Origin of the sequence: Bradyrhizobium sp. TM239, assembly GCF_036247985.1 — a bacterium.
GTDB classification, from domain to species: domain Bacteria; phylum Pseudomonadota; class Alphaproteobacteria; order Rhizobiales; family Xanthobacteraceae; genus Bradyrhizobium; species Bradyrhizobium ottawaense.
The window spans coordinates 40,854-63,422 of record NZ_BTIR01000027.1; the positions used below are offsets into that span (position 1 = coordinate 40,854).

The following is a 22,569-nucleotide window of genomic DNA, read 5'->3' on the forward strand; positions in this document are numbered from 1 at the left end:
GGCGTATCGGACAAGAAACAAGGGAGGAGGAGCACATGAGCATTTCCAGGCGCCAGGCGGTGATCGCTGGCTCCGCATGGGCGGGAGCATCGCTGTTGCCGGGACGATTGCACGCGGAAGCCAAGCAGGTCTCGCTTGCGTTCGGGCCGGTATCGCCGGTCTACGCCATCGGCATGATTGCGGAGCTGAAGGGGTACTTCAAGGACGAGGGGCTCGATTCAAAGCTCATCACCGGCAATGCCGGCACATTCGGTCGCCAGACGCTGGCGGCAGGGCAGGCACTGTTCGCACATGGCGATGCCAGCCACCCGCTTCAGCTCGGGGCGCGCGGCAAGCCCTGCAAGATCCTGCTCGCGACCGAGATGGTGTGCTCCTACGCCAACATCATGGTCCGGCAGGACCTCTACGACAGCGGCATCAATTCGGTCGAGAAGCTTGCCGACTACAAGCGGGCGGACGGCGCCAAGCCGATCGTTGCCGCGACCGCCATCGGCTCCGGCACCTGGGTGTTCGGCACCTATGTGTTCGAAGCGCGCGGGCTCGGCGACAAGGTGAATTGGGTCGCGGGCGGCGGGCCCAACACGATGTTCCCCTCGCTCCAGACCAAGCAGTTCGACGCCATCATGGCGCCGCCGAGCTGGATCGTCGAGGTCGAGAAGAAGGGCTTTGGCAGGACGATTTACGACACGTCCAAGCCGGGCGTGTTCGAGAAGGATTTCGGCGGCGCGCTGCCCGTGCTCGTGATCTACACGCTCCAGGATACGGTCGAGCAGGACAAGGCGTTGGTGCAGGCCTACGTCAATGCGATCTACCGCGCGATGGCGTTCGTGAAGGCGACGCCGCTCGCGGAGGTGCAGGCGCTGGTCACGCCGAAATATTTCTCCGGCATCGACCCCGATGCGGTCAGTGCCGAGCTCGGCTTCGACAAGTCGACCTGGGCCTATGACGGCGCCATCGACAAGCCCGCGTTCGAACGCGGCGCCAAGCCCTGGTACCGCAAGGGCACGGATATTCCCGAGACCAAATACGAGGATGTCGTCGACATGAGCTTCCTCCAGGCGGCCAGGGCGAAGTACAAATGATCGCCGCGCCGGGCCAGGGCTTCGCGCTCGCGCGCGGCGAGGATGAAGCGACAGCGGCACGCACCCGCATCGCCGTGCAGGGGCTTGCCAAGCGCTTCAACGCGTCCGGCCGCGAGTTCGTGGCGGTGGATGACGTCTCCTTCGATGTCAAGCAGGGCGAGTTCGTCGCGCTGCTCGGCCCGTCCGGTTGCGGCAAGAGCACCATCCTCAACATGGTGGCGGGGCTGTTGCCGCGCTCTGGCGGACGCATCCTGATCGATCAGGACACCGTCGAGACCGGCAAGGTCAACCCCAGGGTCGGTTATGTCTTCCAGCGCGATACTCTGTTTCCCTGGCGAACTGTGGAGCAGAACATCGGCTATGGGCTGGAGATCGCGGGATTGCCGAAGACCGAGCGCGCCGGCCGCGTCGCTTCGGCGGTCGAGAAGGCCGGGCTCTCGGGCTTTGGGCAGAGCTTTCCGCGCATGCTGTCCGGCGGCATGCGCCAGCGCGTCGCCTTGATGCGCACGCTGATCCTCGAGCCCGAGATCCTGCTGATGGACGAGCCGTTCGGCGCGCTCGACACCCACACCAAGCTGGAGATGCACAAGACGCTGCTGGAGATCTGGGAGCGCGAGCGGCAGACCGTGCTGTTCGTGACGCACGATCTCGGCGAGGCCTTGACGCTGGCGAGCCGTATCATCCTGCTTTCGGCACGGCCAGGGCGCCTGAAGGAGGACTTCGACGTCGCCATCCCGCGGCCACGCGATCCCGTTTCCGTGCGCGAGAGCGCCGAATTCGGCCGCCTCTATTCTCACATCTGGCACTCCCTCGGCGAAGAATTCCGCCGCACCAGGGCCGACTGACCATGTCCAACAGCCGCATCGTGATCCTGTTCTGGCAATTGGCCATTCTCGCAGCCGTTCTCGTCATCTGGCAGTGGGGCTTCGAATGGAGCAAGGCGCTGCTGCCGAGGGCTTACGTGCCCAAAATCCTCGATCCCTATTTCGTCGCCAAGCCGTCGTTGATCTGGCAAAGTTTTCTGCGGCTCGGCTGCTTCGCTGATGCCGGCGGCTTTGCGGCCTGCATCAAGGGCAACGACAACAATCTGTGGCTCGCCACGCTCGTCACGCTGAAGAATACCTGGTGGGGCTTTCTGTTCGGCTCAGCGAGCGGCATCGCGGCCGGCCTGATTCTCGGACGTTCGGACTTCCTCGCCCGCGTGTTCGGGCCCTACATCGTTGCGCTCAACTCGATACCGCGCATTGCGCTGGTGCCGCTCGTCATCCTGATCTTCGGCCTCGGCGATCTCTCCAAGATCGCGACCGCCTGGCTCGTCGTGTTCTTCGTGGTGTTCTTCAACACCTTCGAGGGAACGCGTGCGGTCGACCGCGACCAGATCGCTGCCGCCCGTCTGCTCGGCGCCAGCGAATTCACCGTGCTGCGGACCGTCGTGATCCCGTCCGCGCTCGCCTGGGTGTTCGCTTCGCTTTTGCCGGCGGTCTCCTTTGCACTGATCGGCGTCATCGTCGGCGAGTTCATCGGCGCCGAGCGCGGCCTCGGCAAGCTCATCATCGAAGCGGAGGCGCGCGCCAATGCCAGCGAGATGATGGTCGCGATCTTCGTCATGATGTTCGTCGGCATCCTGCTGGCGATCGCGGTGCGCTCGCTGCAGTCCTATTTGTTGCGATGGCAGCCGCAATTCGAGCAGTCAGCATAGCGGCCCGGACGAGGGTGAGCGGGCGCGTGCAACGTCACCGGCTGAACCGCGCCACCAGCTCGACATGCGGCGTGTGCCGGAACTGATCAACCGGCACCACCGCCTCCAATCGATAGCCGCCGTCGATCAGCAGCCGCGCGTCGCGGGCAAAGGTTGCGACGTTGCAGGACACCGCGACCACGACGGGCACTTTGCTCGCGGCGAGCTTCAGCGCCTGCGCCTGCGCGCCCTGGCGCGGCGGGTCGAATACCACAGCGTCGAAGTCGCGCAGCTCCGGCGGCACCAGGGGGCGGCGAAACAGATCGCGCGGCTCGGCCTTGATCGGCTTCAGGCCCGGCGTGCGCGCGGCTTTTGCCAGCGCTGCGACAGCGCCGGCGTCGTTGTCATAGGCGGTGACGCGCGCTTTTTCGGCGAGCCGCAAGGCGAACGGCCCGACGCCGCAGAAGAGGTCGAGAACCTCCTTGGCCTTGCCAATGCGTTCCGCGACGAGCGCTGCCAGCGTCTCTTCGCCCGCGACGGTTGCCTGCAGGAACGAGCCCGGCGGCAGCGTCACCTCTGCGCGGCCCATCTTTATTGTCGGCGCCAGGCGTTGCAGCACCAATTCGCCATGCCGCGTCAGCCGCGCCAGGCGGTGCTGCTCGGCGACGCGCGAGAGCGCGGTGACGAGCGGCGTCGGCAGCGGGCCGGAGCCGCGCACGTCGACATCGAGGCCGTTGGCGGTGGCGGTGACCTGGATGTCCAGCGGCTTGGTCACCGGCATTTTGGACGTCAGCGGCTCCGCCAGCGCCCAGGCGGCATCGAGCGCGCCGTCGAGTGCAGGATCGAGGATCGGGCAGCGATGGATCGGGATGACGTCGTGTGAGCTCGTCGCGGAGAAACCGACCTTGAGGATATCATGCGTGCCGAAGCGGCCGTGCAGCGTGACGCGCCGGCGGCCGGCGCCATGAGCATCGACCAGCGGCGCGACTTCGCAATCGATGCCGGCCTGCGCCAGCGTCTCCACCACGATGCCGCGCTTCCAGGCGTGGTACGGCTCGGCCGACCAGTGCTGGATGGCGCAGCCGCCGCAAACGCCGAAATGCGGACAGAACGGGTCGATACGCTCCAGGCTTGCGACGTCGACCGCGAGCAGCTTGCGACGGTCGGGATGGTTGCCCACGACGTGATCGACCTCGACGGTCTCACCGCCCAGCGTGTAGGGCACGTAGATCGCTCCGCCGGCGTCGAGGCAGACGCCGTCGCCGCGATGGCCGACATGGTCGATGGTGAGACGCTCAACCACGGCGCGCGCCCAGGAAGAATTCGATATTGCCGTCGCCGCCCGTGATCGGCGAGGGGAATATTTCGATGTCGGTGCAGCCGAGCGAAGCGGCAAAGGCGGCAATGTCGTCGCAGATCTCCCGGTGCACGGCGGCGTCGCGGACGATGCCCTTCTTGTTGTGCTTCCTGTCAGCCTCGAATTGCGGCTTGATCAGCGCCAGCAGGCTCATTGGTGCTGCGGCCAGCGACAGCGCCACCGGCAGCACCGTCTTGAGCGAGATGAAGCTGACGTCGATGACGACGACATCGGGCCGTGCCGGCAGCCGTTTGCCCTCATAGCTGCGAATGTCGGTCTCCTCCATCGACACGATCTTGGGATGGTCGCGCAGCGAGGCATGCAGCTGGCTGGTGCCGACGTCGATGGCGAACACCAGGCTCGCGCCGTTCGTCAGCAGTACCTCGGTGAAGCCGCCGGTGGAGGCGCCGACGTCGAGGCAGACATGGTCCTCGATCTCGATGGGATACCGCTCCAGTGCGCCGGCGAGCTTGACGCCGCCGCGGGAGACGTAGGGGTGCGCGGGCTCGGCCTGGATCACCGCATCCTCGGCGATCGTCTCCGACGGTTTGGCGACCGGCTTGTCGTCGGCCGTGACGAGGCCGGCCTCGATCGCCGCGCGCGCCCGCGCCCGGCTCTCGAACAGGCCGCGCTCGACCAGCAATACATCTGCGCGCTTGCGGGCAGGGGACATCACGCTCTCATGCGACGATTCTTTGGGACGACTGACGTGCTTATGTAGCGATCAATCGCGCGGCCGCCATCCGGACGCAAGCCTCGAACGCAGCCAGATCGTGCCAGACGTCGATCGGCATCGCGGCCGGCGTCACCAGCGGACAGCCGTGCAGCTCCAGGGCATGGATCATCATGAGGTTGTCGACGAGGCCGAAATCCTCGACCGTCAGTCCCTGCGCGTCGACCAGCCGCCCGTCCTCGGAGGTGACCTCCATGAAGCGGCCGACACGGTCGGCATAGGCGGCGCCGTCGTTGGAATAGGCCAGGCACAATTTGCGGCGGCCGGCCATGTAGCCGAGCTCGTAGACGGTGCCGGGATCGGCGCCTGCGCCGCGGAACGGGGTGAGATTGGCGATGATGGCGTCAGCCGCGTCCATCATCGCCTCGTTGCCGCAAAAGATCTGCCGCGCGGCGTCGGGCGCGGCGAGGTCGATGGCGTTGTCGAGGGGATAGAGGCCGGTGAGCCCGTAGCGACCACAGATCGCGACCTTCTGCCGGCCGATCTCAACCGCATCCGGCAGGAACACGTCGGGGCCTGCCAGATAGATTTTCATGGGAGCCGAGCCGAAGAATTTGAACCGAGATGCGAGCTGCAGCGCATGCTCTGCTCCCTCCCCGCCTGCGGGGGGGTGGGGCGAGGGTGTCCGCAACCGAGAACCCCCGAGAGGCCAGAACCCTCACCCGGATCGCGCCGGACGATGCTTCGCATCGCCGAGGCGATCCGACCTCTCCCGCAAGCGGGAGAGGTGAAGACAACGGCCGTTAGGCCAGCTTGACCGTCTCGGCCTTGACGTCCTTGCCGAGCGCCTCGAACACCTTGGCGACGATGCCCTTGGCGTCGAGACCGGCGCGGCCGTACATCGCGGCCGGCGTGTCGTGGTCCTGGAACACGTCGGGCAGCACCATCGAGCGGAACTTGACCATGCCGGTGTCGAGCACGCCCTGATCGGTCAGGTACTGCGCGACATGCGAGCCGAAACCGCCGACCGAGCCTTCCTCGATCGTGATCAGGATCTCGTGGTCGCGGGCAAGCTTGAGCACCAGCTCGGTATCCAGCGGCTTCATGAAGCGCGCATCGGCGATCGTGGTCGACAGGCCATGGGCTGCGAGCTCATCGGCCGCCTTCTCGCACTCGGCGAGGCGCGTGCCGAAGGAGAGCAGGGCGATCTTGCTGCCCTGGCGGATCACGCGGCCCTTGCCGACCTCGAGCGGAATGCCGACCTCGGGCATCTCGATGCCGCGGCCTTCGCCGCGCGGATAGCGCAGCGAACTCGGACGGTCGTCGATCGCGACCTGGGTCGCCACCATGTGCACGAGCTCGGCTTCGTCGGCCGCCGCCATGATCACCATGTTGGGCAGGCAGCCGAGATAGGCGTTGTCGAACGAGCCGGCATGCGTGGCGCCGTCGGCGCCGACGAGGCCGGCACGGTCGATGGCGAAGCGGACGGGCAGGTTCTGGATCGCGACGTCATGGACGATCTGGTCATAGCCGCGCTGCAGGAAGGTCGAGTAGATCGCGCAGAACGGCTTGTAGCCTTCGCTGGCAAGACCGGCGGCGAAGGTCACCGCGTGCTGCTCGGCGATGCCGACGTCGAAGGTGCGGTCGGGGAAGGCCTTGTTGAAGATGTCGACACCGGTGCCGGACGGCATCGCCGCGGTGATGGCGACGATCTTGTCGTCCTTCTGTGCTTCCTTGACGAGGCTCTGGCCGAACACGTTCTGGTAGGCCGGTGCATTCGGCTTGGCCTTGGCCTGGGTGCCGGTCGCGACGTCGAACTTGACGACGGCGTGGTACTTGTCGGCGGACGCTTCCGCCGGGCCGTAGCCCTTGCCCTTCTGCGTCACGACGTGGACCAGGATCGGTCCGGTCTCCATGTCGCGCACGTTCTTCAGCACGGGCAGGAGGTGGTCGAGATTGTGGCCGTCGATCGGGCCGACATAGTAGAAGCCGAGCTCCTCGAACAGCGTGCCGCCGTCCATCATGAAGCCGCGGGAATATTCCTCGACGCGGTTGGCGCGGTTGGCGATGATCTTGGGCAGGCGCTTGTTGATCTGCTTGGCCGCATCGCGCAGCGTGCGATAGGTCTTGCCGGAGTACAGCCGCGACAGATAGGCGCTCATGGCGCCGACCGGCGGCGCGATCGACATGTCGTTGTCGTTGAGGATCACGATCAGGCGCGAGTTCATCGCACCCGCATTGTTCATGGCCTCATAGGCCATGCCGGCCGACATCGCGCCGTCACCGATCACCGCGATAACGTTGTTCTTGCCGCCGGAGAGGTCGCGCGCCACCGCCATGCCGAGGCCGGCGGAGATCGAGGTCGAGGAATGCGCCGCGCCGAACGGATCGTAATCGCTCTCGCTGCGCTTGGTGAAGCCGGACAGGCCGCCGCCGGTGCGCAAGGTGCGGATGCGGTCGCGCCGGCCGGTGAGGATCTTGTGCGGATAGGCCTGATGGCCGACGTCCCAGATCAGCCGGTCGCGCGGCGTGTCGAAGACGTAATGGATCGCGGTGGTGAGCTCGACCACGCCGAGGCCCGCGCCGAAGTGACCGCCGGTCACCGAGACGGCATCGATGGTCTCCTGCCGCAGCTCGTCGGCGACCTGGCGAACCTGCTCGATCTTGAGCTTGCGCAGGTCGTCCGGTGTCCGGATGGTGTCGAGAAGCGGCGTTTTACTGTATGCGTTCACGGCGATTTCCAATTTGTCAGCGCCGGAAGGTCATTCCGGTGCGCGATGGGTTTGCACAATATCGGCGCAGCGCGAGTCCTCAAACCGTCGGAGCCACCTGCATGGGGCCAAGCCCCGTCTTCAAGCTTAGGTAAGCTTAAGTGCGCTCCGGTTCAGTCTCTGTGATCCCTGTCACTTAGATCGGCTTCGTCCGTCCCAGCCAATTTCATTAGCAGTTTGAAGCGCTTGTCGTCGGAATTCTCTGCCCACGCAAGGCTTGCAAAAAGCCACACTCCGCGCAGCTTTACACCAAAGCTTGGGCCAAAGCCAACCCGCCGGACCGATTAGGGGTATGCAGATGCAACCGGCGGGCCAGAGTGGTTAACTGTGGCTCAGGACAAGGGGTTCCAGCCTTGGCGGGTTCCATGGCAGGCTTTTTTCGCCTGAATGAGATCTTTTTTGGTCCTGAGGGACGAATTTCCGGAGCGGATGGCATCGATGCGCCTGCACGGACCCCGCTGCCTGGCGGGACAGCGCCGTGCAATCATGAAATCGATGCGGGCGGCCACGCTCCTGTGATGAGTTTCGCGGGGCCTGCCATCAGGGGAAACTGAGGGGGAAGCTCGGCCTTCCTTACTGCACGTCCAGCGGCGCGGTGCCGGTGGCCTGGCCGCTGGCATCAGTGGTGATCTTGTCGACGCGCGCCTCGGCCTGGCGCAGCAATTCCTCGCAGCGGCGCTTCAGCGCCTCGCCACGCTCGTAGATCGTCACGGATTCCTCGAGCGGCACCTTGCCGTCCTCGAGCCGCTTCACGATCGTTTCGAGTTCCTCGATCGCGCGCTCGAAGGTGAGCCTGGAGACGTCGACTTGAGTATTTTCGGCCATATCCGTTTCCGATTGCCCGATTCGCTTTCCTTGCAGTGAAGGCGGGTTTTGCGGGCTTAATGTGGCGGGCTTGTCAGGCGCCCATCAGGGCGCCGACATGCGCCGTAACAGATTCTTTCAGTCCTTGCAGGTCATAGCCGCCCTCGAGCACCGAAACAACGCGCCCCCCCGCGGACTTCTCGGCGAGATCCATCAGCTTGCGCGTCACCCAGGCATAATCCTCCGCGCGCAAATTCAGCGAGGCCAGCGGATCGCGATAATGCGCATCGAAGCCGGCGGAGATGACGACAAGCTCGGGGCTGAATTTCTCGAGCTGCGGCAGGATCAAATTCTCGAACGCGGAGCGGAATTCCGGCCCGCCGTCCTCGGAGGCGAGCGGCGCGTTGACGATGGTGTCGTGGTCGCCGCGCTCGCCCGTGGCGCCGGTGCCGGGAAACAGCGGCATCTGGTGCGTCGAGCAATACATCACGGTCGGGTCCGACCAGAAGATGTCCTGCGTGCCGTTGCCGTGATGCACGTCGAAATCGACGATGGCAGCGCGCTTGATGCCGTATTTGCGCTGGGCGTGGCGGGCGGCGATGGCGACGTTGTCGAAGAAGCAGAAGCCCATCGGCTTGCCGATCTCGGCGTGATGGCCGGGCGGGCGCACCGCGACGAAGGCGTTGCGATGCTCGCCCGCCATCACCGCTTCGGTCGCCGCCACCGCGCCGCCGACGCCGCGCATCACCGCTTCCCACGTGCCCGGCGACATCGAGGTGTCGCCGTCGATATAGACCTGCCCGCTGCTCGGTGCGATGTGGCGCAGCTCGGTGACGTAGTGCTCGTTGTGGCACAGCGTGACGAGATCGAGATCGCCCTCCGGCGCCTGGCCGCGCACCAGGAACTGGAAGCGCTCATGCGACAGCGCTTCCTCCACCGCACGCAGGCGATCCGGCCTTTCAGGATGTCCCGGCGGGGTGACATGGTCGAGGCAGGCCTTGTGGGAAAGGAGAAGCGTGCTCATCAGGTCGGCCTCATGGATGCGGGCTTTCGACGTCGCTTGGCGCATCCGGCGCCAAAACGCAATGCAAAACCCAATCTATGCGCTTGAACGGGAATGGCAAAGGGTTGTCCCGTTCTGGCCCGTTTGATCCGGATCAATTCACGCGCAGGATGCGGCTCAGCGGCAGCGGGCCGATCGGTCCGTGTGCCCGGAAGAACGCGAACAGCGCGTCCGCGTCGTAGCCGCCATATTGCGGCGCCGTGCCTTGTTTGGCGACGGTAAAACCATCGCCGCCGACCGCGAGGTAATCGTTGAGGGTGACGCGGTAGCCGCTGGCCTGCTCGATCGGCCTGCCGCCCAGCGTCATCCTGTCGGCGATCACGCGCTCGCCGAATGGCTTCGACGCATCCCAGGCATAGCTGAACCCGTTCGACACCTGGAGAATCCGCGGCCGCTTCGGGTCTAGCCATTGCTGCTCGAGCATGTCCTTGAGCTGACTGCCCGTCAGCGTCATCGTAACGAGGCGGTTGCGGAATGGCTGGCTGGCGAAAACATCGCCGAAGGATATCGCGCCGTTCTCCCTCGGGACGATGTCGGTCCGGATGCCGCCCGGATTGGTGAGCGCGATGACAGCGCTGCCATCCTGGGCCGCCCGGGTCGCGGCGAGCTGCGCGTCCGCGATGACGTCGCCGAGCGCGCTTTCGCCGGCCTCGTTCGGCACGCGCGACAGCGTCTGCGTCACCGATCCGGCCGGCCGGTTGGCGATCGGCGCCGAGAGCCTGTCATAGGCCTCGATCAGCGCGGTCTGCTCGGCGTCCTTCGCCAGCGAGGCATTGGCGACGATGACGTTCTCGGCTTTGGCGCTGACGATGTCGCGGGTTACAGGATCGAGCTTGAGATCGATCGCGGTGACCAGCGTGCCGTATTTGTCGCCGCTGGTGACGAGCCGCCCGTCGATGTCGCAGACATAGGCGCGGTGGGTGTGGCCGCTGACGACGACGTCGACGGCGCGGTCAAATTTTTTGACGATATCGACGATCGGCCCCGTGATGGCAGGGCATTCATTGTAGTCGCCGGCGGGCTCGCCGCCCTGGTGGATCAGCACCACGATCGCCTCGACGCCGCGCGCCTTCAGCTGCGGCACCAGCGCGTTCACCGTCGCGGCTTCGTCGCGGAATTCGAGTCCGGCAATGCCGGACGGTGAGACGATGCCCGCGGTCTCCTTCAAGGTGAGCCCGATGAAGGCGACGGGGATGCCCTCGAATTCCCGGATCTCGGTGGGAGGCAGCACGCTGTTGCCCGTCGCGGTATCGATGGTGGACGCGGCGAGATAACGGAATTTGGCACCCGTGAACGGATGCGGCCCCTGGCAGCCGTCGACCGGATGGCAGCCGCCGTTCTGCATCCTGAGCAGCTCGGTCATGCCCTCGTCGAACTCGTGATTGCCGACCGAACTGATCGCAAGGCCCATCAGCGAAAGCGCCTCCACCGAAGGCTCGTCGTGAAACATCGCCGACAGGAACGGGCTCGCGCCGATCAGGTCGCCGGCGGCGACGAAGATCGTGTTCTTGTGCCCTTCGCGCAGCTGCTTCACCAGCGTCGCCATGTATTCGGCGCCGCCGGCCGCCACCATCACCTTCCTGGCTCCGTCCTCGGGATCGGCGATGCGGATGCCGCCGGGCGGCGGGCGCAGATTGCCGTGGAAATCGTTGATCGCAAGGATGCGCAGCTCGACCGGCGCGGCGGTTTGGGCCGAGGCGGGGAGGGCGGAGGCGAGAGTGAGGGCGGCGAAGATGGATCGGTATCGCATGGAACAAGATTAGTCGTTCCGCGCGAAGATTTCACGAAAGTTCTCGCTGTCATTCCGGGGCGCGCGAGGCGCGAGCCCGGAATCCATTGTGCGGCAGAGCTGGTGGATGAATGGATTCCGGGCTCGCGACTTTGTCGCGCCCCGGAATGACGACCATTGAGCTGATCGCACCCTACCGCTTCTTCCGGTTCGCAAAAGCATCGAACGCCGCCACCGCTTCATCCGACTTGAGCCGCTCGCCGAACAAATGGCCTTCCTGGTCGATGCGGCGGGTGAGATCTTCGGCCGGCGCGCGCAGCAATTTGCGGGAGGTCGCGACCGCCTCGGCCGGCAGCCGGCAGATCTCGCGCGCCACCTTGCGCGCCTCGACCTCGGTATGTCCCGGCGATACCACGGTGTTGACGAAGCCTGCCGCGTGCGCCTCCGCGGCGGAAAAAGTCCGCCCCATCACCAGCATCGCGAAGGCGCGCTGATATCCCATCGTGTTCGGCATCAAGAGGCTGGCGGCGCCGACCGGCACCAGCCCGAGATGGATGTAGGGCGCGGAAAAGGTCGCAGCGTTCGAGGCCAGCACGTAGTCGCAGTGAAACAGCATCACGGTGCCCATGCCGATCGAGGCGCCGTCGACGGCGGCGATGATCGGCTTGACGTTGAGGGCGAGCGAATAGAGAAACTTGGCACCCTCCGACAGCGTCTCGGGGCGCGAGGTGTCGGCGTGCATGAAATCGTCGATGTCGTCGCCGGCGGTGAACACGCCGGAGCCGCCGGTGATGATCATGCAGCGGATATCAGGGTTGTTCTGCGCGGTGTCGATCGCGCGGCTCATCTCCCGATACATGTCCTGGGTGATCGCGTTCTTCTTGCCCGGGCGGCGCAGGGTAATCACGCGCGTTCCGCGCTCCTCGGTGAGGACGATGTTGCCGTTCGGCATGAGAACCCCCTGCGCTCGCCGCTCGCGAGACTTGCAAGCATCAGCCTACATCATCCCGCAGGCGTGCCAATGCGCTCGCTCAACCTTTTCGGCGTCGAATTCCGGTAAGGCCGGCGCGTGGCCCCGCGCCGCAACAATTGGCTACAATGTTTCATTTGAAAAACCGGTGGTTGTGGTGCACGATCCCGCGCGGTTCCATTTGGCTTGATTGCCCGATTGATGATTGCCGCAACCCGCGTCGACGAATCCTCGTTGCACTACCGCGGCTGGCGCGTCGTGCTGGCCTGCTTCCTGATGGCCTTCTTCATGTTCGGCTTCGGCCTGTACGGCCAGGGCGTCTATCTCGCCGAGCTGCAGCGCGCCCATGGCTGGCCGGGCACGCTGGTCTCCGCGGCCAGCACCTTCTCGTTTCTCCTGACCTCCGTCCTCGTCATCTTCACCGACGATCTGCTCGCCCGCATCGGCTTGCGGTCGCTGATCCTGTGCGGCCTGGCGGCGCTCGGCGCCTCGACGGTGCTGCTGGCGCTGATGCAGACGCCCTGGCAGCTGTATCTCGCCTATGCGCTGATGTCGGTCGGCTGGACCGGCATGGGCACCGTGGTGATCGCAACCGTGCTGAACTCCTGGTTCGAACGCCGGCGCGGGCTCGCGCTCAGCCTCGCGTTCAACGGCGCGACCTGCGGCGGCATCATCCTCGTTCCACTGCTGCTGTCGCTGACCGGCAGCATCGGCTTTCGGTCCGCCATGCTGACGGCCACCACCGCGATGATGGTGCTGGTGTTGCCGGTGGTCGTGACCTTCGTCGGCTGGCCTGCCGGGACCTCGGCGGCTTCGGGCGGACGCCCTTCCGGCGGGAGCGCGGCCGCGCCAAGCCATTCCCGCAAAGCACTGCTCGCCAACGCGGCGTTCTGGACCATGGTGCTGCCGATCGCGATCGCGCTGCTGGCGCAGATGGGATTCATCATCCACCAGGTGAGTTTTCTCGAGCCGCTGATCGGCCGCTCGGCCGCAGGCGGCGCGGTCACCATCATGGCGGCGATGGCGGTGGTCGGCCGCCTGTCGCTCGGCCTGTTCGTCGACCGGCTCGATCCGCGCCTCGCCTGCGCGGCGTCGATGACGAGCCAGGCGGCGGCGCTGTTCGTTCTCGTGCAGAGCACGAGCCCGACGGTGCTGCTGGTGTGCTGCGCCGTCTACGGCTTCTCGATCGGCAACATGATCACGTTTCCGCCCCTGATCATCCAGCGCGAGATCGGCGCCGGCGCCTTCGCCGCCGCAATGGGATTGGGCACCTCGATCAGCGGCGTCGTCAGCGCCTTCGGTCCCGGCATCGTCGGCCTGGTGCGCAGCTTCACCGGCAACTACACGGCGGCTTTTGCGATGTGTGTCGCGCTCGATCTCGTGGCGGCCGGCGTCGTGTTGTGGCGGCCGGGGAGAACGGCAAAGCTCGCAGCTTCGTAGGCAGCGCAGGTTTGCACTCTCGTGCCCCGGACGCAGCGCAGCGCTCCTTCAGCGGTGCGCTGCAGAGCCGGGGCCCATGTCACCGCGATCGCTTTCTTGGGTTGGGTCCCGGCTCTGCGCAGCAACTCTACGCGTTGCAGCGCGTCCGGGACACGAGCGGCCACTTACCCCAGCAGCACCGCATCCGCCGCCGCGACCGATTCCGCGCTTTCCGTCACGGTGCGCTCGAGCGCGCCGGCCTGCACACTGATGTTCTCGGCGAAGAAGCGTGCCAGCGAGACGTAGCGCGCGGCGTCCGTGTTGCCGTCGGCCTTGGCGGCGAGCGCCTCGGAGGCGAGCAGGCAGCCGCCGAGCGTCGAGCCGAACTGCTGCAGATACGGCGTCGCGCCGGCAAGCGCCTCGTTCGGCGCGGACGTCACGCGCTCAAGCAGCCACTTGCTGGTGCGCGTCAAGGCCTCCAGCGCTTCGCGCAGCTTGACGCCCGTGGTGCCAAAAGCCGGATCGTTCGACGCTTCGACTTTCTTGACCGTCGCTGCGAGCTCGTCGAGCAGCGCCCAGACGGCAGCGCCGCCATTGGCCGCGAGCTTGCGCGTGACGAGGTCGATCGCCTGGATGCCGTTGGTGCCTTCGTAGATCGCGGTGATGCGGGCATCGCGGTAATGCTGGGCCGCACCGGTCTCCTCGATGAAGCCCATGCCGCCATGCACCTGCACGCCGAGATAGGCGACCTCGTTGCCGATGTCGGTGGAATAGCCTTTTGCCATCGGGGTCAGCAGCGCCGCGCGCGCGGCGGCATCCGCACGCACCTTGGGATCCCTGGCGCGCGTCGAGACGTCGAGCGCGACCGCGGTCGCATAGCAGATGGTGCGCGCGGCGGCGGTCTGAGCCCGCATCCGCATCAGCATGCGCTTGACGTCGGGATGCACGAAGATGGCCTCCGAGCCGTCGCTCTTGCTGCCGACGGCGCGGCCCTGCTTGCGCTCCTGCGCGTACGACAAAGCCAGCTGATAGGCGCGATCGGCAACGCCGACGCCCTCGAGGCCGACGCCGAGGCGGGCCTGGTTCATCATCGTGAACATGCAGCGCATGCCCTGGTTCTCTTCGCCGATCAGGAAACCGATCGCGCCGCCATGATCACCCATCGTCATGGTGCAGGTGGGGGAGGCATGCATGCCGAGCTTGTGCTCGACGCCTGAGGCAAAGATGTCGTTGCGCTGCCCCAGCGAACCGTCGTCGTTGATCATGAACTTGGGCACGAGGAACAGCGAGATCCCCTTGGTGCCGGCGGGCGCATCGGGCAGACGCGCCAGCACGAAATGCACGATGTTGTCGGTCATGTCGTGCTCGCCATAGGTGATGAAGATCTTCGTCCCCTTGATGCGGTAGGTGCCGTCGGCCTGCTTCTCGGCGCGGGTGCGCAGCGCGCCGACGTCGGAACCGGCCTGCGGCTCGGTCAGCTGCATCGTGCCGGTCCATTCGCCGGAGACGAGTTTCTCGAGATAGATCTTCTTGAGCTCGTCGCTGCCATGCGCGTCCAGCGCCTCGATCGCCGAGGCCGTCAGCAGCGGGCAGAGGCCGAAGGCAACGTTGGCCGCGCTCCAGATCTCGGTGCAGGCCGCATTGATCGCGATCGGCAGGCCCTGGCCGCCGAAATCTTCGGGGCCGGACACCGCGTTCCAGCCGCCCTCGGTCCAGCGCTTGTAGGCGTCCGGCCAGCCCGGCGCGGTCGTCACCTTGCCGTCGCTGAGCTTGATGCCGTGCTCGTCGCCGACCTTGTTGAGCGGGGCCAGGACATCGGTTGCGAACTTGCCGGCTTCCTCCAGCACGGCCGCGGCGATGTCCGCGTCGAAATCGCCGTAATGACCGGCCTCCACGGCGGCCTTGAGGCCGGCGCCGTGATTGAGCGACAGCAGCATGTCAGAAATCGGCGCGCGGTAGGTCATGGTTCACTCCCGTGGACAGGTCTTGGCGCCCTATTCCCATGAAATGGGGGAGGTCTCAATGGGCGGGAGGGGCGGGACGGTGACGGCCGGAATTGGGCCGTCGCGGGCCCCATAAAGAGAGTGTGGCGGGGCCGATCCAGGGGCTGTGGTATTTTGCCCCTCCAGGCGGTTGAAATGCTGCGCCGCTCCCTATAGACCGGCTGCGACCAAGGGAATCTGCGGTAGCCAGTTCTTCCGCCGGCCTCAGGTCGCCTGTTGGGGCGTAGCCAAGCGGTAAGGCAGCGGATTTTGATTCCGCCATTCGGAGGTTCGATCCCTCCCGCCCCAGCCAGCGAGCCCTCCGTCGTTTGAATGACTGATGAATCGGCCTGGCCGGGGGCTGAAGCGCAGGGCTGCGACACATTCCCGCTGCACAAACGGGGAGCTCTGTCGGACATCTCCGTCCTCGCGGTTGGATTCTTGCTGGGGCCGCCGGCGCTCGGATCGAGAACACTATCGCACTGGCACGAGAGGGCGCTGCGACGGGGTGGAGATTGATCAATCGCAAATCAGAATCGTCGTCGGCGGATAAAATTCCCATGGGATAGGGCATCGTGCCTTGAACCGAGGGTCGATTGATGAACGACGTTCTACCCGCCTCGGCAGTATCCGATCTTCTCAATCGCGAATGCTTCTGCATTACCCTCGATCGCGACGCGTTGTGTCGGGAGGTGGAGAGGGTCGCCGGCGATCGCGAAATCTGTGCGAGCGTTGCCAAAGAGCGCCCAAATCTTTTCTCGAATGCCCCCGTGTTTCTTTCGGAAGCAGTCACACACGGGATGACCCGCATCGTGCGTGCGATCGAGAGTGTGGCGGAGTTGCCGGCATATCAACAGGCCTCATTGGCGTGGGCCCCTCCGATCGCCTCGAAACATTTCGGACCGCGAGGAGCGTTCATGGGATACGACTTCCATGTGAGTTCCGACGGCCCCAAATTGATCGAAGTGAATACGAATGCCGGAGGCGCTTTCCTCAACGCGTTGTTGGCCAAGGCGCAGCGTGCATGCTGTCGCGAGGTCGAAGTCGGATTGATGAGATCTCACGTGGATGAATTCGAGCCGGCCGTCTTGCGCATGTTCGAACAGGAGTGGATCAGTCAGCGAGGCAAGGGCAGGCCAAGACGGATCGCGATTGTCGATGATAAGCCGGAGGCGCAATATCTCTATCCGGAGTTCCTGCTGGCAAGGCAGCTCTTTCTGAGGCATGGCATCGATGCGGTGATCGCTGACGCGAGCGCTCTCACATACGTAAACGATCAGCTTTGCCTTGGCGAACGGACGATCGACCTCGTCTATAATCGCGTCGTCGATTTCTCGCTCGACAGGCCAGAACACGCAGCTTTGCGGTCGGCCTATATGGATGGTGCGGTCGTTGTGACGCCCAACCCTCATGTCCATGCCTTGCTCGCCGATAAGCGTAACCTCGCGCTATTGTCGGATCGCGAACGGTTGCGCTCATGGGGCGTTCCGGCGCCGATAGTGCAGGATCTCTCGGGGGTGCCACGCACCGTGCTCGTTACATCGGACAACGCAGAGCAGCTCTGGACGACGCGCAAGAATTGGTTCTTCAAACCGGCGAGCGGCTACGGCAGCAAGGCGGTCTATCGAGGAGCAAAAGTGACCAAGGGGGTGTGGGCGGAAATCGTCCAAAGCGGATACGTCGCCCAGGAGTTTGCAGCGCCCAGCGAACGCATCGTCAGGCTTGGCGGCAGCGACGAGCCTCGCAAGATGGACGTTCGGCTCTACGTCTATGACGGTCAGGTCTTGCTGATGGCGGCTCGCCTCTATCAGGGGCAGACAACCAATTTTCGAACGCCGGGCGGTGGGTTCGCGCCGGTCTTCATTGTCTAGCACCGCCTCGTCGACGCGCTTCCATGTGCGAGACCGCACATATGTTCGAAATTGCTAAGCTATCGGCCCAGCTGGAGCTGCGTCGCCAGCCGTCTCCGACTGGCCCGCGGTGCCCCCCGTTTTGCCCATTGCTCGGCCCTCCATGCCGTCCCAGTGACGGGCATGCTGGTCTGTCCCAGGTGAGACGGCCAGCAAGCCTCACCCGATGAGATCGATCAGAAGCACAGAGGCGCTCGTGAGCAGTCCCGCGACAGGCACCCATGCCGGCACGACGAACACGCCAGACGGCGCCTTCGGCTCCGTCAGCTTGATGCGAAGAAGCGCCAAATTGACCAGGACGAAGATTGCGAGTGTCAATCGCGAGGTCCACTCGGCCAGTCCCGTGAGCGGAACGGCGAGTGCGAGGATCAGGATGGCCGCGACGCCACACAGGGTCGCGATGATGGGCGTGCCGGTTCGGGGGCTCACCTTGGCGAGGATCGGCGGAAGATTGCCTTGGTCGGCCAAACCATACAGCACACGGCCGATCATGATCATGTGGACGATGATGCCATTGACCGTGGCCACGATCGCAATCGCACCAAGAATCTGCGGAGGAAGTCCCGTCAGCCGCTGAAAAACCAATGCCAGCGGAGCAGACGAGCGGGCGAGCTCGGTTGGCGGCACAGCGGTGACGGCGATCCAGACCACCGCTGCGTAGAGAATCGCCGTCGCACCCAGCGTGATGAAGAGCGCCCACGGCAAGGTCCGGCGAGGATTTTTCATCTCCTCCGAGATGTTGACGAGGTGCTCGAAGCCGATGAAGGCGAATACGGCCAGCAGCGAGGTCTGGGCGATCCCGGTCCAGGCTCCCAGATCGCCGGTCGCGGGCCACACTTCGGGCAGCCGCGACACCAGCGAGCCGCCCTCGACCAAGCCAGCCGCGACGATGAGAAGCAATCCTCCGATTTCCACGACCGTCATCACGCCGGCGAAGCTGATGGACTGGACCGCAGAGAGGCAGGCGACGGCCCCCATCGCCAGCACGACGCCGGCAATGATCCAGGGAGACGGGAGTGGAAGGAAGACGCCGAGATAGCCGGCGCTTCCCACGCTGATGGTGGCGCCGGAAATCGTCGCCGCCGCGACCACCAGCAGCCCAGTGGCGCCGCCAAGCCATTTTCGATGGAAGGCGGTCTGGACGTAGGCTGCCTCGCTTGCCGCAACCGGCATCCGTGTGCCCAATTCCGCAAACGTTCCCGCGGTCATCCCCATCACGAATGCCGCGGCAAGAAACGCCAACGGCGCGTGCATGCCGCTCCGCGCGGCCGCCGCTCCGACCAGAACGTAAATCCCTGCACCGATCGTGACGCCGAGCCCATAGAGGACCGCATGAGTCAACGTGAGGGATCGAACAAGCTTCGGCGTGTTCCGAGGCGTCATTATCTATCCGAGAGCTGAGATGCGCAGGGGCGAATATAGCAACTGTTTGCCACCTGTCTCCGCGCAGCGCTTGAGGCCGATCAAATGCAGGGATGGCCGCCGGCTAGCTCAGCGCGGCCGACAATTTGCGCATCACCCGGTCGAGCACTGCCACCTCCTCGGCGGTCAGCGCCCCAAGCAGCTTCGTCTCCCGCGCCAGCGCGAAAGGCACGATCTTGCGATAAAGCGCGCGACCGGCTGGGGTCAGTGAGACGATCAGCTCGCGCCGGTCGTCGGGATGGTGCTTGCGGCTGGCGATGCCGCGCGACTCCAGGCCCTGCACCGCGCGGCTGACCTGCATCTTGTCGAGCGTCGTCAGCGGGCCGATCTCCTTGGTCGCAATCTCCGGGCGCATGCCGAGAATGGCGAGCACGCGCCATTCCTGCCGTGTCAACGCAAAGCGCTCGGAATAGACCTCGGCAACCGCCAGCGACACCTGCTCGGCAAGGCGGGCCAGCCGATACGGAAAATATCGCTGCAGGTCCAGCTCGACGCCGTCCTGCGCCGTTGCGGCTTTGGCCGCTTCCCCGCGCGCCACGCTCGAACGTCCCGTCACGCGAGTCCCCTTCGCCGGTCCACCCGAAAAATTCTTCGGAGCGGATTGATCCAGATCAAACTCAATAAATAGTAACATCTGATACCAATTTCGCAACCGCAAATCCAGGGAGCGAAACGCCATGAAAATCGAGAAGATCCATCACGTCGCCTATCGCTGCGTCGACGCCAAGGCGACCGTCGAGTTCTACAAGACCGTCATGAACATGGATCTTCTCGGCGCCATTGCCGAGGATCGGGTGCCTTCGACCAAGGCGTCCGATCCCTACATGCACATCTTCCTCGACGCCGGGAACGGCAACATCCTCGCCTTCTTCGAGCTGCCGAACTCGCCGCCGATGGGCCGCGATCCCAACACGCCGGAGTGGACCCAGCACATCGCCTTCCAGGTCAAGGACCTCGGCGAGCTCGAAGAGGCCAAGGCGCGCGCGGAGGCCGCCGGCCTCGACGTCGTCGGCGTCACCGACCACACCATCTTCAAATCGATCTATTTCCGCGACCCGAGCGGCCATCGCCTGGAGATCGCGGCCTGGACCGCGACGCCCGAGCAGATCGACCGCATGAAGTCGGTCGCCCACGAGATGGTCGAGGAATGGTCGCGCACCAAGCGCCCGCCGCGTCACACCGCCTGGATGCACGAGAAGGAATTCGCGGACGCGCATTGATCCCCGGCACGCGCATCAGGAAGCGAACATGACGAGCTACATCTATCCGAAGTTCGGTTACCGGCGCTCCGTGGAGCAGGCCGAAGGCATCGTGAAGCGGCATCCAATCGTGGTGGTCGGCGCGGGTCCCATCGGCCTGACCGCAGCGCTCGACTGCGCGGCGCGCGGCCAGCCGGTCGTGGTGCTCGACGACAACGACACCGTCTCGATCGGCTCGCGCGCGGTCTGCTACGCCAAGCGTCCGCTCGAGATCTGGGACCGCCTCGACTGCGCGGCGCCCATGGTCGACCGCGGGGTGAGCTGGAATGTCGGGAGGGTCTTCTTCCAGGACCAGCTGTCCTACCAGTTCGATTTGTTGCCCGAGACCGACCACCAATGGCCGGCCATGATCAATCTGCAGCAATATCATCTGGAGGAGATCCTGGTCGCCAAATGCAGGGCCAATCCGCTGATCGAGCTGCGCTGGAAGCACCGGCTGATCAGCCTGAAGCAGGCCGCCGACCATGCGACGCTGGTGGTGGAAACGCCCGACGGCATCTTCACCATGGAGGCGCAATGGGTGATCGCCTGCGACGGGGCCAATTCTGACGTGCGCAAGATGGTCGGCGCCGAGTTCACGGGACAGTTCTTCCAGGACCGCTTCCTGATCGCCGACGTCGCCATGAAGGCGGATTTCCCGACCGAGCGCTGGTTCTGGTTCGATCCGCCGTTCCACCGCGGCCAGTCCGTGCTGCTGCACCGGCAGGCGGACAAGATCTGGCGCATCGACTTCCAGCTCGGCTGGGACGCCGATCCCGATGAGGAAAAGAGGCCGGAGCGGGTGATCCCGCGCATCCGCGCCATGCTCGGCGAGGAGACCGAGTTCGCGCTGGAATGGGTCTCGATCTATCAGTTCGCCTGCCGGCGCATCGACAATTTCCGCCAGGGCCGGGTGCTGTTCGCCGGCGACGCCGCGCATCAAGTCTCGCCGTTCGGCGCGCGCGGCGCCAACACCGGCGTCCAGGACATCGACAATCTCGCCTGGAAGCTCGCGATGGTGCTGCGCGGCGAAGCCTCGGAAGCGCTGCTCGACAGCTATCATGAAGAGCGCGCCTATGCCGCCGACGACAACATCCTGAACTCGACGCGCGCCACCGACTTCATCACGCCGAAGACGAAGCCGAGCCGCTATTTCCGTGACGCGGTGCTGGAGCTCGCCCGGCATCACGGCTTTGCGCGGCCGCTGGTCAACAGCGGCCGTCTCTCCACGCCGACGCCCTACGTGACGTCGGCGCTCAATACCTCCGATGACGACGCGATGATGGGCGGCGTGCGGCCCGGCACCAATGCGGCCGATGCGCCGATCACGGTGGATGGCAAACCCGGCTGGTTCCTCCATTGTCTCGGCGATGGCTTCACGGTCGTGGCCTTTGGCAAGGAGACCGACAAGACCGAGATCGCGGTGGGTCCCCTCAAAGCGAAGCTCATTGTCGTCGGCCGCGACATCGCCGATCCCTCCGGCCTGCTTGCCGAGCGCTACGGCGCTTCGCCCGGGACTAGCTACCTGTTCCGCCCCGATCAATATGTCGCGGCACGCTGGACCGGATTCGACGAGGCAAAGATCGCGGATGCGATGTTGCGGGCCTCCGGGCACGACACCGCCGGACGGAAGGAGCTGGCAGCATGACGCTCAATTTGTCACCGAACATCGCCGATCCCGACGACTTCTACGCCGAGCTGATCAACAGCCAGCGCGACCTCGACGAGGAGCAGGCGCTGCGGATGAACGCCCGGCTGATCCTGCTGCTCGCCAATCACATCGGCGACCGCAAGGTCCTGACGGAGGCGATTGGCTGCGCCCGCACCGGAGGTGGCTGACACACGGGAACATCGCTTCATCGGCAGAGGAGGCCGCTGGCTGCGCCGGCGGGGGGCCCACTTGCGCGATCTCGCCGCTTTCTTGACCTGGCTCAAGGTAAATTCGGTGAAGTTCGACAACCTCGTCAGGCACACACCAAGGCCGGAGGAAGCGCCATGCTAGGTCGAACCGTTGTTGCAGCGTTGTTGTTCGCCATCCTGGGCCAGCCAGCTTTGGCTCAATCGGCGGCGGACCATCAAGGTCATCATCCCGGACAGGAGCAGACGCCGGCGTCGCCGCAGTCGAGCTCTCCTGCCAGCCCGTCCGCCGAGCGGCAGAGCCCGACGCGCGGTGGAGACATGATGGGGCGCGGAATGATGGGACAAGGAATGAAGGGGCATGGCGCGACAGGCGGTGACGCCATGGAGCCGCCGGTCCCCTTCCGCATCATCTTCGCGCTGATAGATGCCGATGGCGACGGGACCGTCTCGTTGCCCGAGTTTCAGGTCGCGCACGAACGAATTTTCAAGGCAATGGACCGCGACAAGGACGGGAAGCTGACCTTCGACGAGATGATGGCGTTCATGCACAGGAACAAGAGCTCCGTCCCGCAGCAATAGCGAGCGGAAACCGAAGGGCGGGCGCGCCAAGC

General features: G+C 65.2%; 20 protein-coding genes and 1 tRNA gene. 10 read left to right on the plus strand and 11 right to left on the minus strand.

The genetic code is table 11. The annotated features are described in order from the left end of the window. The first annotated feature begins 35 nt into the window (after positions 1–35). The 3 genes from AABA84_RS33000 to AABA84_RS33010 are packed head-to-tail and all read left to right on the plus strand — an operon-like array spanning position 36 to position 2,781. The gene (locus AABA84_RS33000; RefSeq protein WP_212247719.1) at positions 36–1,082 is read left to right on the plus strand and encodes an ABC transporter substrate-binding protein; all 1,047 of its coding nucleotides are present in this window, start codon (positions 36–38) and stop codon (positions 1,080–1,082) included. Beyond that, positions 1,079–1,927 (plus strand): ABC transporter ATP-binding protein, encoded by an 849-nt coding sequence (locus AABA84_RS33005; protein ID WP_212247721.1) that lies wholly within the window; start codon positions 1,079–1,081, stop codon positions 1,925–1,927. The genes AABA84_RS33000 and AABA84_RS33005 overlap by 4 nt, the downstream gene beginning before the upstream one ends. A 2-nt stretch (positions 1,928–1,929) precedes the next feature. Then, a complete protein-coding gene (locus AABA84_RS33010) occupies positions 1,930–2,781 on the plus strand; it encodes an ABC transporter permease (protein WP_338314206.1) in 852 nt (283 codons plus the stop codon). Positions 2,782–2,815: 34 nt separating this feature from the next. Here the strand turns inward: AABA84_RS33010 and AABA84_RS33015 are convergent, their stop codons facing one another. The 8 genes from AABA84_RS33015 to AABA84_RS33050 all read right to left on the minus strand — a co-directional run bounded on the left by AABA84_RS33015 (position 2,816) and on the right by AABA84_RS33050 (position 12,109). Next, entirely contained in the window at positions 2,816–4,063 is a 1,248-nt protein-coding gene (locus tag AABA84_RS33015; RefSeq protein ID WP_338314207.1) for a class I SAM-dependent RNA methyltransferase, read from the minus strand. Next, complete coding sequence (locus tag AABA84_RS33020; protein ID WP_338314208.1) at positions 4,056–4,790, minus strand: TlyA family RNA methyltransferase; 735 nt, start codon at positions 4,788–4,790, stop codon at positions 4,056–4,058. Before AABA84_RS33020 ends, AABA84_RS33015 begins: the two co-directional genes overlap by 8 nt. 40 nt (positions 4,791–4,830) lie before the next feature. After that, positions 4,831–5,385 (minus strand): nucleoside 2-deoxyribosyltransferase, encoded by a 555-nt coding sequence (locus AABA84_RS33025; protein ID WP_338314209.1) that lies wholly within the window; start codon positions 5,383–5,385, stop codon positions 4,831–4,833. 208 nt (positions 5,386–5,593) lie between these two features. Continuing rightward, positions 5,594–7,522 (minus strand): 1-deoxy-D-xylulose-5-phosphate synthase, encoded by a 1,929-nt coding sequence (dxs, locus tag AABA84_RS33030; protein WP_028144212.1) that lies wholly within the window; start codon positions 7,520–7,522, stop codon positions 5,594–5,596. A 612-nt stretch (positions 7,523–8,134) separates the two neighbouring features. After that, positions 8,135–8,386, minus strand: a complete 252-nt coding sequence (locus AABA84_RS33035; protein WP_008132970.1) for an exodeoxyribonuclease VII small subunit — start codon at positions 8,384–8,386, stop codon at positions 8,135–8,137. A 73-nt stretch (positions 8,387–8,459) separates the two neighbouring features. After that, positions 8,460–9,389, minus strand: coding sequence for a histone deacetylase family protein (locus AABA84_RS33040; protein ID WP_338314210.1), 930 nt, complete (start codon positions 9,387–9,389; stop codon positions 8,460–8,462). Positions 9,390–9,522: 133 nt separating this feature from the next. Beyond that, positions 9,523–11,178, minus strand: coding sequence for a bifunctional metallophosphatase/5'-nucleotidase (locus AABA84_RS33045; protein WP_338314211.1), 1,656 nt, complete (start codon positions 11,176–11,178; stop codon positions 9,523–9,525). Positions 11,179–11,350: 172 nt separating this feature from the next. After that, entirely contained in the window at positions 11,351–12,109 is a 759-nt protein-coding gene (locus AABA84_RS33050) for an enoyl-CoA hydratase-related protein (RefSeq protein WP_212247733.1), read from the minus strand. Between the two features lie 219 nt (positions 12,110–12,328). Here AABA84_RS33050 and AABA84_RS33055 point away from each other — a divergent pair, with 219 nt between their 5' ends. Beyond that, a complete protein-coding gene (locus AABA84_RS33055; RefSeq protein ID WP_338314212.1) occupies positions 12,329–13,567 on the plus strand; it encodes an MFS transporter in 1,239 nt (412 codons plus the stop codon). Positions 13,568–13,731: 164 nt separating this feature from the next. Here the strand turns inward: AABA84_RS33055 and AABA84_RS33060 are convergent, their stop codons facing one another. Further along, on the minus strand, positions 13,732–15,510 hold the full coding sequence (locus tag AABA84_RS33060) for an acyl-CoA dehydrogenase (protein WP_212247738.1): 1,779 nt from the start codon (positions 15,508–15,510) through the stop codon (positions 13,732–13,734). Positions 15,511–15,766: 256 nt separating this feature from the next. Here AABA84_RS33060 and AABA84_RS33065 point away from each other — a divergent pair. Both AABA84_RS33065 and AABA84_RS33070 read left to right on the plus strand, forming a co-directional pair. Further along, a tRNA-Gln gene (locus tag AABA84_RS33065) sits at positions 15,767–15,841 on the plus strand. Between the two features lie 286 nt (positions 15,842–16,127). Next, the gene (locus AABA84_RS33070; RefSeq protein WP_338314213.1) at positions 16,128–17,399 is read left to right on the plus strand and encodes a hypothetical protein; all 1,272 of its coding nucleotides are present in this window, start codon (positions 16,128–16,130) and stop codon (positions 17,397–17,399) included. Between the two features lie 198 nt (positions 17,400–17,597). On the opposite strand, the gene AABA84_RS33075 is transcribed toward AABA84_RS33070, so the two are convergent. Further along, entirely contained in the window at positions 17,598–18,779 is a 1,182-nt protein-coding gene (locus tag AABA84_RS33075; RefSeq protein WP_338314214.1) for an APC family permease, read from the minus strand. Positions 18,780–18,924: 145 nt separating this feature from the next. Next, a complete protein-coding gene (locus tag AABA84_RS33080; RefSeq protein WP_212248132.1) occupies positions 18,925–19,398 on the minus strand; it encodes a MarR family winged helix-turn-helix transcriptional regulator in 474 nt (157 codons plus the stop codon). A 139-nt stretch (positions 19,399–19,537) separates the two neighbouring features. On the opposite strand from AABA84_RS33080, the gene AABA84_RS33085 reads away from it, so the two are divergent. The 4 genes from AABA84_RS33085 (at position 19,538) to AABA84_RS33100 (ending at position 22,537) form a co-directional block, all read left to right on the plus strand. Continuing rightward, positions 19,538–20,080, plus strand: a complete 543-nt coding sequence (locus AABA84_RS33085; RefSeq protein ID WP_338314215.1) for a VOC family protein — start codon at positions 19,538–19,540, stop codon at positions 20,078–20,080. A 28-nt stretch (positions 20,081–20,108) separates the two neighbouring features. Further along, positions 20,109–21,746, plus strand: a complete 1,638-nt coding sequence (locus AABA84_RS33090) for an FAD-dependent oxidoreductase (protein ID WP_338314216.1) — start codon at positions 20,109–20,111, stop codon at positions 21,744–21,746. After that, on the plus strand, positions 21,743–21,937 hold the full coding sequence (locus tag AABA84_RS33095) for a DUF2783 domain-containing protein (RefSeq protein WP_094892235.1): 195 nt from the start codon (positions 21,743–21,745) through the stop codon (positions 21,935–21,937). Before AABA84_RS33090 ends, AABA84_RS33095 begins: the two co-directional genes overlap by 4 nt. Positions 21,938–22,123: 186 nt before the next feature. Beyond that, positions 22,124–22,537 (plus strand): EF-hand domain-containing protein, encoded by a 414-nt coding sequence (locus AABA84_RS33100; RefSeq protein WP_433960972.1) that lies wholly within the window; start codon positions 22,124–22,126, stop codon positions 22,535–22,537. Positions 22,538–22,569 lie beyond the last annotated feature (32 nt).